A 14874-nucleotide genomic window follows, 5' to 3' on the forward strand; every position below is an offset into this window, starting at 1 on the left:
TTGGACTTTAAACGCCTTTGTATATTTGACCATAAAAAACACCCCATAAAAGTTGGATTTTTATGTCCAACTTTTATGGGGCAGTTCACGTACGGGAGAGTTTTTTCGTTAGACTGGAATCCGGTCAAGGGGATGCGGTTGCTGCGACGAACGATACCAGCGCATGATCCAGTGATCGATACCGATATGATACGCAAAGCGTCCTGCAGCCAGTAAGGCGATTGACGCTGCTAGGAACAATGGGTTTAACGCAATCGTCCCAGCGAGTAAGTAATTGAGATTCATGATGCTTCCGACGACCAGTGCAGGAACCGTCAACAGACTAAGAATCAACAGGATCCCGACGACGAGTTCCGCGAACGGAATCAAGGCGTTGATCAGCCCGACGTTCGGTAAGGCGAGTTGCTCGATCCACGTCGCATACCACGAACTGACGAGTGCGTCTTCGCCAGTTGACTTCGCAAGCGCTCCTTCGAGAAACGGTTTCGCATCGAAGCCATTAATGTACTTACCGATTCCGGCGATGAACCACTGGATTCCGAGCCAGAGTCGGATGATCGTCAATAGACCGAGACCGATGATGTGTAATGCTTTCACTTTCAGACACTCCTCTACTACAACATAGTCCCCATCATACTGAAAAATCATCAGCGAGATGGGGACTATCATCATAACGTCATCGAACCGTCATCGACCTGTTACAAAAAAGGATAAGGTAACGGTTTCATGACCGTTGATCGAGGCGATGACTGATTGCAGTTAATAAAGCAGCAACGAGCGCAACCAGTCCACCGACGAGTGCCGTGTTCATCATCGGACCGTTCGCATAGACGATGCCACCGAGTGCCGAACCAAAAGCAATCCCGACGTTACTCGCAACCGGCATCAATGAAGCGGCGAGTCCTTTTGCTTCCGGATTGAACTTTTCAGCAAGGTCGATCAAGTAGATCTGTGTCGAAGTCGTTAGTAAAATCGACATCAACGACATCAAGGCGATGTTGAACAGACCAAGCGGAAGGGATGCTGTCGTGAAGTATAACGCAGCAAGAACGACTGCTTGCACGACGAAGACGAACCGTAAGCGTCCCATCGGATTTTTGCTAGCAATCTTTCCGGCAAGGATGTTACTGAAGATCGAGACGACGCCGTAAGCGAGCAAGATCGGACTGATCCACGTTTTCGCAATCCCAAGTTCTGTTTGAAGAATTGGTACGAGGTACGTGTAGACGACGTAGGTTGCCCCAAACCCAAATGACGGAATGAAGAAGGCGATCAGGATCCGTGGGTTGGCGAGCAATCCGAGCTGTTCCTTAATCGAACCAGAACCCGTCGATTGCTGGACCGGAACGATCTTTAAAACAGCGAGGAACGCGATTATTCCCATGACCGTCGTCAGCCAGAACGTGGCTTCGAAGCCAGCGTGTTGCCCGATGAACGTACCAATCGGAACACCTAAAACGTTCGCAAGTGTAAAACCACCGAAAATGAACGAGACGGCAACACCGCGCTTCGCGACAGGTACACCGTCACTTGCGACGACCATTGCGAGTGAGATCAAGACACCAGTCAGGATCGCTGTCAGAATGCGGGTTGCGAGCAATACTTCGTAACTTGGTGCAAAACTACTGGCAAGATTCAATAGTATCCAAGCAAGTAAGAGACGTAGGATCAGGCGACGCCGTTCCAGATGACCGGTCATCGACATGACGATCGGCGTACCAATCGCAAAAGAGATGGCAAATGCCGAGACGAGCGTACCGGCTGTTGCGATCGTGATATCAAGGGCTGAGGAGATTTCAGCGAGGATCCCGACGATGACGAATTCGCTTGTTCCGAGAACGAATGTCAGGAGCGACAACGTAGCAATCAAGAGCCAATCGCGTCGACTTAAACGAGTAGTAGGTGACATGGATGATTCCTCAATTCTAGCGCTTGCGCGCGAAACTATGAGTAACAGGATAGCATGAAACGATTTCGTCGGGTATCGCAAAGCGAGATTTCGGGAAAAGAACCATTATTCGAAATAGCGTGTGAATTTCCAGGCTTGCTATTTTTTGCGTATACTACAGAAGAAGACTAATTATAAAGGAGTGGAAACGATGCAAGCGACAGTGACATGGAACAAACAGATGGGGTTTAGTGGACAGACGGAATCAGGGCATCATCTTGCGATGGACGCAGCACCCGAAAACGGTGGTGAAAACCAAGCACCACGACCGACCGAACTCTTGCTACATGCCGTTGCCGGCTGTACTGGAATTGATATCGTCTCAATTTTAGAGAAGATGCGCTTGACGATCACCCATTTCGAAATGGATATCGAAGGAGAACGGGCAGAGGATCATCCGCGGCGTTTTACGTCGATCTCGATTCATTACCGGCTTGAAGGTGATCTCCCGGAAGATAAGGTCCGTCGCGCCATCTCGTTATCAAAGGATAAATATTGTTCGGTCTCGCAATCCCTGAACGCTGAGATTTCCGTCTATTATTCGATCAATGGTGTGCGAAGCGAGGATCCTTTGTGAAGAAAGTCGTACTGATCGGTTGTCTGTTGCTTGCAGGGTGTGCGCAGGAGACGACGGAACCAACGAAACCATCACAATCGGAAACGAAGCAAACGACAGAAGAAAAGAAACCGAAACCTGAGCCAACGAAAGAGGAACGACAACAAGCACGATTAAAGCAGCAACTTAAAGCGATGTCGACGTCCGAAAAGGTCGATCAACTGCTCTATATCGGAGTCGCCGGCACGGAACTTTCAGCAGCTGACCGAAAATTATTACAGACTCATGCGATTGGCGGGGTCTTATTGCTCGGCGGAAACATTACGTCAGAAGAGCAACTCTTGACGTTCACGCGTGCGATTCAAGAGACGAACCAAAAACCGTATGCGTTCGTCGGGATTGATGAAGAAGGCGGACGCGTCAGCCGGGTACCGGATCAACGATTACGTCTACCGACGAGTCAACGGATGGCGCAAGGAGCAGATGATGCGAAAATGGAAGACGTCGGACGTACGCTCGGACATTTGTCACGTTTTTATGGCTTCAACATGGACTTCGCACCAGTCCTTGACGTCAACAGTAATCCGAACAATCCGATCATCGGCGACCGTGCGTTAAGTGCTGATCCGAATACTGTCGCGACGCTTGGTACGGCCCTGATGCACGGGATGCAGGAGACGGGAACGATTCCAGTCGTCAAACATTTTCCCGGTCACGGCAATACGAGTGTCGATTCCCATGTCGGGCTACCGAAAGTGACGGCATCAAAGGAAGAATTGAAGCGGACGGAACTGTTACCGTTCCAAGAAGCGATTCAAGAGGGCGCCGAGATGGTGATGGTCGCCCATATTCTCTATCCCGCGTATGACGATACGAATCCGTCCTCGCTCTCAAAGCCGATCTTGACTGACCTCTTGCGTCAGCAACTCGGATTCAACGGTGTCATCATCACAGATGATCTCGTCATGGGGGCGATCACGAAACGATATGGTCTCGCAGAAGCGGCACGTCAGTCGCTCGTCAACGGAGCTGATATGGCGATGTTTTCAGAGGCAGGTGCTTACACAAAGGTTCATGCTGAAGTGATGCAAGCCGTCAAAGAAAAGACGCTGACGCCGGAGATGCTCGATGGCAAAGTGATGCGCATCCTGAAGCTAAAGCAGACGTATGCCGACAGCCAAGAGCAACAGCGACCGACGAAATCGGAGCTGATTCAGCAAGTGGAAGCGCTCAACTAGGACTAGCGAAGCAAAGCGACTCATGCTAGACTAATGGGGCAAGCCAATTAAACACGAAAAGACACTAGGGGAGTCTCCCAGCAGACTGAGACGGAAGTATCCGGACCCTTTGAACCTGATCTAGTTCGTACTAGCGGAGGGAAGTGGCTCGAAACCCTAGATATCCTTAGCGCTTCAGCGCATTTTCGGACCACTCCCTTCAACATCGGGAGTGGTCCTTTTTCGTATGGAAAGGAAGAACATGATGCGTTTACATCTGATTTCGACGGGATCCATTAATCCGCTTGACGAAATAAAGACCTTTCAATCCCTTCAACCATATACGGATCAGCTGCATCTACGTGAACCGAACTTATCGGCGGCAGACTTGCTTGATCTGATTGAAGCACTCCTTACGCACGGTTATTCGCCTGAACAGTTAACGGTTCATGACCGGGTCGACGTCGCCCATGTCGCAGGCATCGGTGTGCAGCTGACGCGCCGTTCCTTGCGTGTCCGCGATGTGCGACTTCATTTTCCGAATCTCGTCATCGGGAAATCGGTCCATTCACTAGCAGAGGCACTGGCAGCAGAAGCGGAAGGAGCCGACCGACTGCTGTACGGTCATATTTATCCGACAGCGTCGAAGCCGGACGTGCCACCACGAGGGATTGACGCCTTGAAGCAAGTCGTCACCTTCACGACGAAACCAGTCATTGCAATTGGCGGGATTACACCAGAACGCATGCCTGAAATCGCAGCGACCGGTGTAACCGGAATCGCCGTCTTATCGGGAATTCTCGGTCAAGCGGATCCACTTGCCGCCGTCAAGCATTATCAGGGGGTACGGGTATGACGAATCACATCATCATCGGCGGTGGAGTCATCGGTTTGACGCTTGCTTACGGTCTCGCCTGTCAGAATGAATCCGTCGTCGTCTTAGAATGCGGAGCAGGTGGACAAGGAACGAGTCGCGCGGCTGCCGGGATGCTTGCGACGGACATCGAGCTCAGAGAGGAATTGCATGCACTTGCCGCGCGAAGTCGTCGTCTGTATCCGCTGCTTGCACGTCGTCTCGAGCGAGAAACAGGCATCGATTGTGGATACCGGGAACAACCGTTTTTGTTAAAACGTAAAGGACGCGAGCATCTGTTTCCGGCTGTCGGTCAAATCGATCCACGACGACTGACGACTGCATTGATGTATGCCTTACGAAAGCGTGGGGTACCAATCGAAGAACAGGTGGAGGTCACACATATCGAAGAGAACGTTGACTTCATCAGGATCGAATCGAATGCGGGAATCTGGACCGGACGAACGGTGACGGTCGCTGCCGGACGGGGTTCGCAAGCCTTGCTCGATACAGCCGGCATTTCGATTGCGACATATGGGGTCAAAGGGGAATGTCTCGCCGTCCGTCTCGCGGGTCAGCCGTTACGCTCGATTCTGTTTGACGACGCCGTCTACCTCGTTCCGAAAGCAGACGGTCGGATTTTGATCGGTGCGACCGAACTGCCGCACGACGAGACGGTCGGTGTCAGTGTCACTGGAATCACGTCATTGCTTCAAGCAGCAGAACGACTGTATCCACCGATTCGTGACGCAGTCATCGAAGAAGTCTGGTCCGGTGTACGACCGCAAACGATGTCCGGCTTACCATATATCGGAGTCGCCGATTCATCCCGTCGGATCTTCCTCGCGACAGGGCATCATCGACACGGCATATTACTCGCACCGGCGACAGCGGAAGTCTTGGCAAATACATTACGGTTGATCCAAAAGGAGGAAGTCCGATGAACATTACGATTAACGGCAATGACCACACGATTGAACAGATTAAAACAATTGAGGACATGCTCACGCAACTCGGCTTAGGGGAAAAGCTCGTCATCGTCGAACAGAATCGACAAATCATCGATCGCATGGCGTACGGTCAGACAGTCGTTCGGGACAATGACACATTTGAAATCGTTCATTTCGTAGGAGGAGGATAAACATGCTGAAAATTGGAGAAAAGACATTTGAATCACGGTTATTACTCGGAACAGGGAAATATACGGATGCTACGGTACAGCAGGAGGCGATCGATGCGTCCGCTTCACAAATCTTGACATTCGCCGTCCGTCGGCTCGATATTTTCGACAAACAACAAGCGAATTTCTTGGAGTCACTTGATTTAGCGAAGTACGATCTACTACCGAACACGGCCGGAGCGAAGACAGCGGAAGAAGCTGTCCGACTTGCAAAGCTTGCGCGGGCATCCGGTATGTGTGACATGGTCAAGGTCGAAGTGATTGGTTGCGATAAGACGTTACTACCTGATCCGATCGAGACGTTACGAGCTTCTGAAGAATTACTCAAAGAAGGCTTCATCGTCTTACCGTATACGTCGGACGATGTCGTGCTCGCACGACGACTCGAGGAACTCGGTTGTCACGCCATCATGCCGGCTGCATCACCAATCGGTTCCGGACAAGGTATCCTCAATCCGCTCCACTTGCGATTCATCATCGAGCAGACGACGGTCCCGGTCATCGTCGACGCCGGGATCGGTTCACCGACCGACGTCGCCTATGCGATGGAACTGGGAGCGGATGGTGTCTTATTGAACTCAGCTGTCGCCCATGCCCAAGATCCGGTCAAGATGGCGCACGCAATGCGACTAGCTGTCGAAGCAGGGCGCTTCGGATTCGAAGCGGGACGTATCGAGAAGAAACAGTACGCGGTCGCGAGTAGTCCAACGAGTGGATTGATTCGATGAACCGTTACTCACGACAAACTCGATTTCAACCAATCGGGGAAGCGGGACAAGCGCGCTTGGCATCAGCGAAGGTGCTGATCATCGGCATGGGAGCGCTCGGAACGGCGTCGGCAGAACAACTCGTCCGCGCCGGTGTCGGCGTCGTCCGAATCGTCGACCGCGACTATGTCGAGTGGAGTAATCTACAACGACAACAGCTTTATACCGAGGAAGATGCGCGTCACATCGTACCAAAAGCGATTGCCGCAAAAGCACGGCTTGAAGCGATCAATTCGACGGTGACGATCGAAGCGTATGTATTAGACGTCGACCGGGCAGCGCTGACGTGGCTTCTCGATGATATCGATCTGATCATCGACGCGACGGACAATTTCGATATTCGCTTGCTGATGAACGACATGGCGTTGATGCGTTCGATTCCGTGGATTTATGGTGGATGCGTCGGCAGTTATGGGATCACGTTTACCGTCCGTCCCGGGGAGACGCCGTGTCTGCATTGTCTGCTCGATCAATTACCGCGGGATCAGGAGACGTGTGATACAGCGGGAATCATCGGACCAGCTGTACAGATGGTCGCTTCCTTACAGGTGACGGAAGCGTTGAAGTGGTTGAGCAGAAAGACGGACGCCATGCGGACGCGCTTGCTTGCGTTTGATGTCTGGTCGAATACGTTTCAACAAATTAACGTCCAGTCACTGAAGCAAACGGAGTGCCCGTCGTGCGGCATCGATCCGTCCTACCCTTACTTATCGGATCAAACGGTTCGTTTCACGGCACTGTGCGGTCGGGATGCCATTCAAATCCGGGGAGACGGACAGCGGGATCTGGAACAGTTGAAACAACGTCTCCAGCCGGTCGCTGCGATTTCCGCTCATAATCCATATTTGCTGGCGTTTACGACGGACGAACATCGGATGGTTGCTTTCCGAGATGGACGCGTTCTGATTCATGGCGAGGCGGATCTCGTCAAAGCGAAGCGGCTCTATCATGCCTATTTCGGCTAACGTTCACAAAACATTAAAAACTTTTTTTAAATATATATGTTTTAAATGTTTGAAAAACAGGTAAATAAGACTTCAGACATAAATCGGTCTACAAGTTTTGAACGTGAAGAGGAGTGATTCAGATGAAACAAGAATTCGATCCAATCAAGGATCAAGCACAGACGGAAGACGCCCAAGCAGTTGTTCAGCAAGCCAACTGGAATCCGGATCGGTACCGGACGAACTTGAACCCATTCTATCTGTCACCTTGTAGTGTCGAACGTAGAGAAGACGTGCATCAGGATGCATCGAAAATTCTCGAAGTCGAGACGTCGTCGCCCCTCCAACAACTTTTTGAACACAATCAAGCAACGCATAAATCAGAACAATCGGGCAAAAAATTCAAGACAGGCATCGTCGTCGGTGTCGGTGCGATTATCGGCGGATCGGTTTCTGTGATTCGTTCCGTTCAACGATTTAGAAAACAACGGACGAAATAAAACGTTCGTTGTTCGAACACAAAAAGCAGGAGGCAATCGCCTTCTGCTTTTTGTGTTACCCTTTCGTTTCACAAAAGAAATGAAGAGGTTTTAGTATGTATGTTGTTTCTACTTGTTATATCTAGATTTATCAGTTAGTTACGTTATCAAATGCGGTAGATTTACCGTTCACGTAAACATCGATAATTTTATGTTCAGGATCTAATGTTAACTTGTAGACATGCTGCTTCGTTTTCTTATGAGTTTTAGATTCATTCAATTTAATCTTTAGCGTATCTCCTTGTTCCTCAAGATCAGTAGCAACTGTTTTCTTTGACTGATAAACAACATAAGCGACTTTGTCTTTCGTATTGATCAATTGCAAGGTATTGTCGGGATTGATCTTCGTTTGTATTTCGTTTGGTACAATCTTTAACTCACTAAAACTGAGCTTAGACTCGTTGATGCTACAGGCTGATAACAAAGTACATAACAGAGCTAACAGTATAAGTCTTTTCATGTGTTCCCTCCTGGCTTTCAAATGAGAAGTATACATTGTATTTTAACAGTTTTTTAAAGTATGCAGACCTCAAAAACTAATAAAATTTTCTATATTAGCCATATTATTGATTCACAAAAAAATAAAATGGTAAAGTAAATACTATTGATTAACTCATTTCTATAATTATAAATAGCGATGTAATATCAAGTTTAAACAATTTTAAGTTATATAGTAATCGGAGGGTTTTAATTGCGTAAGATGGGATTTTGTTTTGTATTAGTAGCTTTGACTAAGCTATGGCTATCTATTTACTTAGCTGAGTTTTTATTTCTTAGAGAGCTAGAGGTGTACAAAAGTGTCGGAGGTGATGCGATTGACATGATTCCGAGCCTTACTTGGTGGATCATTCTTTTGGAATGTATCATAGGTATTACTTTGATTGTTACAGATGGGAAAAGAAAACTAAAACAGACTGTAGATAAAAAGTAAACGTTCTATCTATTTTCTATTGAAACTAATGTGTAGTTTTTCTCTTAGTCGAGAAGAATTACACTTTTTTCGTCATTACGTATCATTGGATTGATGTGCAACACGAAAACTTCTGCTTTTTGTGTTCCAAACAGATGTTCGTCGCAGAACGAACGCTTGCATGCTACACTTAAGCTACTATATTCAAAAAGTGAGTGTGATGAAGATGAAATGGATACATTCTGCCGATTGGCATCTCGGCAAAATCGTTCATGGCGAGTCGATGCTCGAGAACCAGCGGGCGGTCTTAGCGGATTTTTTGGCACTCGTCGACCGCGAACAGCCGGATGCGATCGTCATTGCAGGTGACTTATACGACCGTGCCGTGCCACCGACGGAAGCCGTCGAACTACTCGATGAGACACTGGCTGCCTTGATCCTTGACCGGGATATCCCGGTCGTTGCGATTAGCGGGAACCATGACTCGGCCGAACGCTTGAGTTTCGGAACGACGTTACTCCAACGAGCAGGTCTGCATCTCGTCGGAAAACTAACGCCGGTCATTACTCCGGTCACGATCAAAGGAGTGTCGTTTTACCCTGTGCCATTTGCGGATCCAGCGACCGTTCGGTACGTGCATCAAGACGAAACGATCAAGACACATGATGATGCGATGCGGACGATCCTTGCCGGATGTATTCCGGACGGACCGAGTGTCCTCGTCGGTCATGCCTTTGTGATCGGTGGACTCGAGACGGATTCGGAGCGACAATTGTCCGTCGGAACGGCAGGGCAGGTCAGTGCGAGCCAGTTTGCACCGTTCACCTATACGGCACTTGGTCATTTGCACAATCCGCTTGCGATTCAATCCGAGACGGTTCGTTACAGCGGATCGCTTTTAAAATATTCGTTTTCGGAAGCAAATCATGTCAAAGGGGTCGATGTGTTGACGTTGAACGATACGGGTACGTTCGATCGCCGGTTCGAACCACTTGCACCGAAACGTGACTTGCGGGAACTGACTGGAAGTCTTGCTGAACTGACAGATCCGGCGTTCGTCGCGACACAAGACACGGACGATTATCTAAAGATCAATCTAACGGACGGCGAAGCCTTGATGGATCCGATGGGAAAGCTGAAAAAAATCTATCCGAATATCCTGCACCTCGAGCGAATTGGATTCGTCCGCGAGAGTACGCGGGCGGTCAAGGCGTCGCGTGAGCAAGTCAAGGATGCATCCGTTGCGGATCTGTTCAGTGAGTTCTATGAAGCAGTCCGTGAGAAGAAACCGACGGAAGCGATGCAAGCCGTCCTGAAGGAGGAAGCGACATGCGCCCAGAACGACTGACCTTACGCGCCTTTGGACCATTTGCTGGTGAAGAGACGATTGATTTCACGGCACTTGCCGGACGGACGATGTTCGTCATCTCCGGGAATACCGGAGCAGGAAAAACGACAATCTTTGACGCATTGACGTTCGCCCTGTATGGCGAAACGTCAGGTGGCGAACGGGAAATGAGCGAACTGCGAAGTCATTTTGCCGTGCCTGAGCAAAAGACGGAAGTTGAACTGGAGTTTACCCTTAAAGGGGAACGGTACCGGATCATCCGCCAACCAAGTCAACCACATCCGGTCAATAAAACTGGCTACTCGCATGAAGCCGAGCTCGCTCGGTTGGACGGAACGACATGGAAGCCGCTTGCGGTCAAGATTCCAGAAATCAAACAACGCGTTCAAGAGTTGATCCAGCTCGACCATAAACAATTTTCACAAATTCTCCTGTTGCCGCAAAATAAGTTCCGCGAACTGTTGATGGCAGAGTCAAAAGACAAACTTCAGATTCTCAAGCAGCTGTTTAAGACGGAACACTATGGTGAGTTCCAGCAACGTTTGCATCGACAAGCGCTCGATCTTGCAGCACGCATCAAGGAAACGAAGACGAAACAATGGGCCAAGCTTGAGGAATTACCATTGCAAGCGAACTGGAGTGAACTGACGGAAGGCGACATCCGGTTACGGATGGAGGGGTTGACGACGGAACGGGACGAATGGCTAACGGCTGCGCGTCAAGCTGAAGTAGAGACTCGTGCAATCGTTGAGAAGAAAACGACGCAATTGCAACAAGGCGAGCAACTCGAAGCGGTTTTCCAAGAGCAGGAGCGACTTCAACAGATCGAACAGTTGCTACTGGACCGCTTACCGGAAATCAAGCAGATGCAAGAAGAAACAATGGCGGCTGAACGCGCTCAAATCGTTGCACCGATTCATGATCAGTGGCAACAGGATCAAGAACAATTGACGCAACTGACGCATCGAAAACAGGAAACCGAACAGCACATCGCTCGCTTGAAAGAGCGACAAGAGATCGTGCAAGTAAAAGTGGATCGATTGCTAGCGGAGGAACCACAGATCGAGCAACTTAGTCGTCGTCTTGAAAAAATTCAAGAAGAGCGCGAACGGTTGGAAGCAGAAACGGCCTTACGACAACAACAGCAACAATTAGTAGAACGTTTGAAGCTTCTGGACCCAGAGCCATTACGGAAGCAACTCGAACAAGCACGGACGGAGCGTAAGACTGTTCAAGAACAACTGCGTCCATTACAAAACGTCGGAGCAGAACGCTTACAGGTGCAAGAACGGCGCTTCATCCTGAAACAGCTGGCGACGAAGATAGCGGAACATGACAAATTGGAAGCAGAACGGCAACAGCTGATCGTCCGCGGCACAAGCGTCCGGGATCAAAAAGAGGCAGCGGCACGCCAGTATGAAGAAGCGCGCAGACACGAACGGGAACAACTGGCTGCTGAACTTGCCAAAGGATTGACAGACGGGACGGCTTGCCCTGTCTGCGGCAGTACGTCGCATCCACAGCATGCTGTCGCCGTCGCAAAGGAACGATCTGTCGATGTAGCACAACAGCGGTTCCTAGAAGCCCAACAAGCGCATCAAGAGTTGCAAGCCTCTTACCGGACGGTTGCTGAGCGTCTGCAGCAACTGACGACCGAGATTCAAAAGACGAGTGAAAACGAGTCATCTCATGCGGATGTTTCAGCACAGCTTCGAGAAGTCGAACAGACGGAAGCCCGATTTGCGTCAGCACAGACGGAAAAAGCGCGTCTTGAGACTCGCCTGCAACAACTCGAGCAATCCATGGACCAGCTACAACTGAAGGTCGATGCAATGATCAAAGACCGGACCGTCATCGAATCGGAATTGGCGCACTTGTCTGGTCGCCTAAGCCAATCAGGAGAGTCCGCGAAATCGCTACCAGCACTCCGTGAGGAACAACAACAGGCAGAAACACGTATCGAGCAGTTCAAACAAGACAAACAACGCCAGCTACGCGAGAAGGAACAGCTCGATCGTGACTTCGCGGAACACCAAGGTCGATTCCGTCAATTGACTGAGGCATCTGCTGAACAAAGCGACCGATTAACGAACCGCGAAAACGAATTGCAAGCTGTCTTGGCAGAAGAAGCGTTTATGACGATTGAAGCCTTCCGCGAAGCGAGACGGTCTCGTGACGAACTCCGTCACCTCCAAGAACGTTTGGAACAAGATCGCCTCGAACGGCAGGAATTGAAGCTGAAACAGGAACAAGCCCGTTTGAAGACGGAAGGTCAAGTGCGTCCGAATCTTGAACAGTTGCGGATGGATGTGAAGACGGTGTCGCTCGAACTGACGGAGCAGACCGACCGACGAGTCGGGCTCGAGAAGGAACGCGCACATATCGATCAATTGATGGCGGCCTGGGAAAGCTTGCAACGCCAGATTGAGGACGAGGATGCGAGATACGGCATCATCGGCGAACTCGCTCGCGTTGGTGTCGGGGAGAATGCGCAACGGATGACGTTCGAGACGTACGTCCAGACGGCATACTTCGATGAAATATTGTTCGCCGCAAACCGGCATCTGCACGAGATGACCTCCGGGCGTTTCCAGCTTGAACGGAAAACGGAGGCGGGAAAAGGGCTTAAGAAATACGGGCTTGATTTAAATGTCTTTGACGCTTACACGTCGCAAACACGGCATGTCAAGACGTTATCCGGTGGCGAAAGCTTCAAAGCATCCCTTGCCCTTGCGCTCGGGTTGTCGGAAGTCGTTCAAGAAGCGAGCGGTGGTGTGTCACTTGAGACGATGTTCATCGATGAAGGATTCGGAACACTTGATCCAGAATCACTTGAACAAGCAATCGAGACGTTGCTCTCGATTCAAGCGAGCGGTCGCATGGTCGGGATCATCAGTCACGTCCAGGAACTGAAGTTACGAGTTGACGCAAAAATCGAGGTCAAACAAGGAAAAACGGGGTCGACGATTGCACTAGTCGTCGAGTAAGGAGATAAGATCGATGGAAACACGAAACATGGTCACGAAATCACAAATCAAAGAGGCGTTACACGAATTAGGTGTGACGCCCGGTATGAAACTGTTCGTCCATTCGTCTCTCAAACAAATCGGCTGGATTCCCGGCGGCGTACAAGCATTGATTGAGGCCTTACAGGAAGTCGTCACGACGGAAGGGTTGATCATGATGCCGGCGCAGAGTACGGATAATTCGGATCCGAAGAACTGGAGCCAACCCGCTGTTCCCGAGGAATGGTGGGAAACGATCCGCCGGGAGATGCCGGCGTATGACCCGGCAAAAACGGTCACACGCGGTATCGGGCGCGTCCCGGAAGTCTTCCGGACGTATCCCGGCGTCGTTCGAAGCGATCATCCGATGTGGTCCGTGACCGCATGGGGAAGGGATGCAGATGCATTCGTTGCTGATCATACATTAGAAAATGGCTTCGGACCCGGTTCTCCGATCGAACGCTTCATCGAGGCGGACGGTCAAATTCTGCATATCGGTTCCCCTTGGAATACGACAACCGTCTGGCATTACGCGGAATACGGATTGAATCGTCCGGACGTCGAGGATGGCTGTAAAATCAAAGAGGGAACGACGGAACGATTCATCCATTACCGACACCGTCAAATCGATAGTGATGCGTTTGGTCCGATCGGGGAAGCATTAGAAGACGCCGATTTCGTCACGTCCGGTTTGATTGGACAGGCAAAATCGTACCGAATTGATGCTAAAGCGTCGATCCCAGTCGTCATGTTACAATTAAAAGCGCTTGATCAATGGTTATTTTGAAACTTTTTCGGGAAACCTTCGTAGTAGAAAACAGAATCATAAAAAGGAGTGAAAGCAATGGCTTCACGTTTTAAAGTTAACCCGGCATTGCGTCGCGGATTCGATACGGCACGTGTCGGAGAACGACCAATGACAAAAAGCGGGACGATGAGCAAGATTTTCTTGATGCTCGCTCTCGTCACGGCAGCAGCAGGGGGCAGTTGGTTCTTCCTCGCAGAAAATCAAGTGTTCCTATTCCCAGCATTAATCGGTGGATTCGTCATCGGTCTGATCCTTGCCTTGATCATCACATTCAAACCGGCAACAGCACCGGTTCTTTCACCAGTCTATGCACTGGCAGAAGGTGTCGCTGTCGGAGCATTGTCACTCGTCTTTGAAAGCATGTACCCAGGAATCGTCGGAAAGGCAGTCCTCGCAACATTCGTCGTTGCATTCGCGATGTGGTTCGTCTACTCGACGGGTATGATTAAAGTAACGCAACGTTTCCGTTCTGCAGTCACAGCGGCGATTCTTTCGATCTTCGTCTTGTACGCAGTCAACTTGATTCTCTCGTTATTCGGTGTCGACCTCCCATTCATGACAGGTAGCTCACCGCTTGCGATCGGTATTCAGTTCGTCATCGTCATCGTCGCTTCCTTGTCACTCGTGATGGACTTCGATTTTATCTCGCAACAAGTTCGTGCGGGTGCTCCGAAATCGATGGAGTGGGTTGCAGCATTCGGATTGATCGTGACGATCATCTGGCTCTATATCGAATTACTCGATCTCCTGTATCGCCTTGCGGCACGGGATTAATAGCAACAGACGACGGGTTCTCCGT

General features: G+C 50.1%; 16 protein-coding genes and 1 riboswitch. Of the genes, 13 read left to right on the forward strand and 3 right to left on the reverse strand.

Annotation, left to right across the window (positions count from 1 at the left end):
• Window positions 1-108 precede the first annotated feature (108 nt).
• Together KNQ15_RS15290 and KNQ15_RS15295 are read right to left on the reverse strand one after the other, a co-directional pair.
• The gene (locus tag KNQ15_RS15290; protein WP_051656236.1) at window positions 109-597 is read right to left on the reverse strand and encodes a DoxX family membrane protein; all 489 of its coding nucleotides are present in this window, start codon (window positions 595-597) and stop codon (window positions 109-111) included.
• 127 nt (window positions 598-724) lie between these two features.
• A complete protein-coding gene (locus tag KNQ15_RS15295) occupies window positions 725-1909 on the reverse strand; it encodes an MFS transporter (RefSeq protein ID WP_214729990.1) in 1185 nt (394 codons plus the stop codon).
• A gap of 190 nt (window positions 1910-2099) precedes the next feature.
• Here KNQ15_RS15295 and KNQ15_RS15300 point away from each other — a divergent pair, with 190 nt between their 5' ends.
• The 8 genes from KNQ15_RS15300 (at window position 2100) to KNQ15_RS15335 (ending at window position 7965) form a co-directional block, all read left to right on the forward strand.
• Window positions 2100-2525, forward strand: a complete 426-nt coding sequence (locus tag KNQ15_RS15300; RefSeq protein ID WP_023467853.1) for an OsmC family protein — start codon at window positions 2100-2102, stop codon at window positions 2523-2525.
• On the forward strand, window positions 2522-3742 hold the full coding sequence (gene nagZ / locus KNQ15_RS15305; RefSeq protein ID WP_214729991.1) for a beta-N-acetylhexosaminidase: 1221 nt from the start codon (window positions 2522-2524) through the stop codon (window positions 3740-3742). The genes KNQ15_RS15300 and nagZ overlap by 4 nt, the downstream gene beginning before the upstream one ends.
• A gap of 56 nt (window positions 3743-3798) precedes the next feature.
• Window positions 3799-3901: riboswitch (TPP riboswitch) on the forward strand.
• An 82-nt stretch (window positions 3902-3983) separates the two neighbouring features.
• Window positions 3984-4577: a thiamine phosphate synthase gene (locus KNQ15_RS15310; RefSeq protein WP_214729992.1), complete on the forward strand. Its 594-nt coding sequence runs from the start codon at window positions 3984-3986 to the stop codon at window positions 4575-4577.
• On the forward strand, window positions 4574-5518 hold the full coding sequence (locus KNQ15_RS15315; protein WP_214729993.1) for an FAD-dependent oxidoreductase: 945 nt from the start codon (window positions 4574-4576) through the stop codon (window positions 5516-5518). Before KNQ15_RS15310 ends, KNQ15_RS15315 begins: the two co-directional genes overlap by 4 nt.
• On the forward strand, window positions 5515-5715 hold the full coding sequence (gene thiS / locus KNQ15_RS15320; RefSeq protein ID WP_023467856.1) for a sulfur carrier protein ThiS: 201 nt from the start codon (window positions 5515-5517) through the stop codon (window positions 5713-5715). Before KNQ15_RS15315 ends, thiS begins: the two co-directional genes overlap by 4 nt.
• A gap of 2 nt (window positions 5716-5717) precedes the next feature.
• On the forward strand, window positions 5718-6482 hold the full coding sequence (locus KNQ15_RS15325) for a thiazole synthase (protein WP_029341335.1): 765 nt from the start codon (window positions 5718-5720) through the stop codon (window positions 6480-6482).
• Window positions 6479-7486: a ThiF family adenylyltransferase gene (locus tag KNQ15_RS15330; protein ID WP_214729994.1), complete on the forward strand. Its 1008-nt coding sequence runs from the start codon at window positions 6479-6481 to the stop codon at window positions 7484-7486. The genes KNQ15_RS15325 and KNQ15_RS15330 overlap by 4 nt, the downstream gene beginning before the upstream one ends.
• Before the next feature lie 122 nt (window positions 7487-7608).
• Window positions 7609-7965 carry a hypothetical protein gene (locus KNQ15_RS15335; RefSeq protein ID WP_023467859.1) on the forward strand — a complete coding sequence of 119 codons (357 nt, stop codon included), beginning with the start codon at window positions 7609-7611 and terminating at the stop codon, window positions 7963-7965.
• 130 nt (window positions 7966-8095) lie between these two features.
• On the opposite strand, the gene KNQ15_RS15340 is transcribed toward KNQ15_RS15335, so the two are convergent.
• The gene (locus tag KNQ15_RS15340; protein ID WP_047396066.1) at window positions 8096-8464 is read right to left on the reverse strand and encodes a hypothetical protein; all 369 of its coding nucleotides are present in this window, start codon (window positions 8462-8464) and stop codon (window positions 8096-8098) included.
• A 231-nt stretch (window positions 8465-8695) separates the two neighbouring features.
• On the opposite strand from KNQ15_RS15340, the gene KNQ15_RS15345 reads away from it, so the two are divergent.
• From KNQ15_RS15345 to KNQ15_RS15365, 5 genes are all read left to right on the forward strand, one after another.
• On the forward strand, window positions 8696-8935 hold the full coding sequence (locus tag KNQ15_RS15345; protein WP_047396064.1) for a hypothetical protein: 240 nt from the start codon (window positions 8696-8698) through the stop codon (window positions 8933-8935).
• Window positions 8936-9140: 205 nt separating this feature from the next.
• Window positions 9141-10262, forward strand: coding sequence for an exonuclease SbcCD subunit D (locus tag KNQ15_RS15350; RefSeq protein WP_214729995.1), 1122 nt, complete (start codon window positions 9141-9143; stop codon window positions 10260-10262).
• Window positions 10244-13249 (forward strand): SbcC/MukB-like Walker B domain-containing protein, encoded by a 3006-nt coding sequence (locus tag KNQ15_RS15355; RefSeq protein WP_214729996.1) that lies wholly within the window; start codon window positions 10244-10246, stop codon window positions 13247-13249. The genes KNQ15_RS15350 and KNQ15_RS15355 overlap by 19 nt, the downstream gene beginning before the upstream one ends.
• A 13-nt stretch (window positions 13250-13262) precedes the next feature.
• Window positions 13263-14054 (forward strand): AAC(3) family N-acetyltransferase, encoded by a 792-nt coding sequence (locus KNQ15_RS15360; protein WP_214729997.1) that lies wholly within the window; start codon window positions 13263-13265, stop codon window positions 14052-14054.
• Between the two features lie 57 nt (window positions 14055-14111).
• Complete coding sequence (locus tag KNQ15_RS15365) at window positions 14112-14849, forward strand: Bax inhibitor-1/YccA family protein (protein WP_047396056.1); 738 nt, start codon at window positions 14112-14114, stop codon at window positions 14847-14849.
• Window positions 14850-14874 lie beyond the last annotated feature (25 nt).

Source organism: Exiguobacterium sp. s168, assembly GCF_018619035.1.
In the GTDB taxonomy this organism is placed as follows: Bacteria; Bacillota; Bacilli; order Exiguobacteriales; family Exiguobacteriaceae; genus Exiguobacterium_A; species Exiguobacterium_A acetylicum.

Coding starts and splice junctions, on each gene's coding strand:
- KNQ15_RS15295 (WP_214729990.1), bottom strand. CDS start 1,909: ATGTCACCTACTACTCGTTTAAGTCGACGCGATTGGCTCTTGATTGCT.
- KNQ15_RS15300 (WP_023467853.1), top strand. CDS start 2,100: ATGCAAGCGACAGTGACATGGAACAAACAGATGGGGTTTAGTGGACAG.
- KNQ15_RS15310 (WP_214729992.1), top strand. CDS start 3,984: ATGATGCGTTTACATCTGATTTCGACGGGATCCATTAATCCGCTTGAC.
- KNQ15_RS15315 (WP_214729993.1), top strand. CDS start 4,574: ATGACGAATCACATCATCATCGGCGGTGGAGTCATCGGTTTGACGCTT.
- thiS (WP_023467856.1), top strand. CDS start 5,515: ATGAACATTACGATTAACGGCAATGACCACACGATTGAACAGATTAAA.
- KNQ15_RS15325 (WP_029341335.1), top strand. CDS start 5,718: ATGCTGAAAATTGGAGAAAAGACATTTGAATCACGGTTATTACTCGGA.
- KNQ15_RS15330 (WP_214729994.1), top strand. CDS start 6,479: ATGAACCGTTACTCACGACAAACTCGATTTCAACCAATCGGGGAAGCG.
- KNQ15_RS15335 (WP_023467859.1), top strand. CDS start 7,609: ATGAAACAAGAATTCGATCCAATCAAGGATCAAGCACAGACGGAAGAC.
- KNQ15_RS15340 (WP_047396066.1), bottom strand. CDS start 8,464: ATGAAAAGACTTATACTGTTAGCTCTGTTATGTACTTTGTTATCAGCC.
- KNQ15_RS15350 (WP_214729995.1), top strand. CDS start 9,141: ATGAAATGGATACATTCTGCCGATTGGCATCTCGGCAAAATCGTTCAT.
- KNQ15_RS15355 (WP_214729996.1), top strand. CDS start 10,244: ATGCGCCCAGAACGACTGACCTTACGCGCCTTTGGACCATTTGCTGGT.
- KNQ15_RS15360 (WP_214729997.1), top strand. CDS start 13,263: ATGGAAACACGAAACATGGTCACGAAATCACAAATCAAAGAGGCGTTA.
- KNQ15_RS15365 (WP_047396056.1), top strand. CDS start 14,112: ATGGCTTCACGTTTTAAAGTTAACCCGGCATTGCGTCGCGGATTCGAT.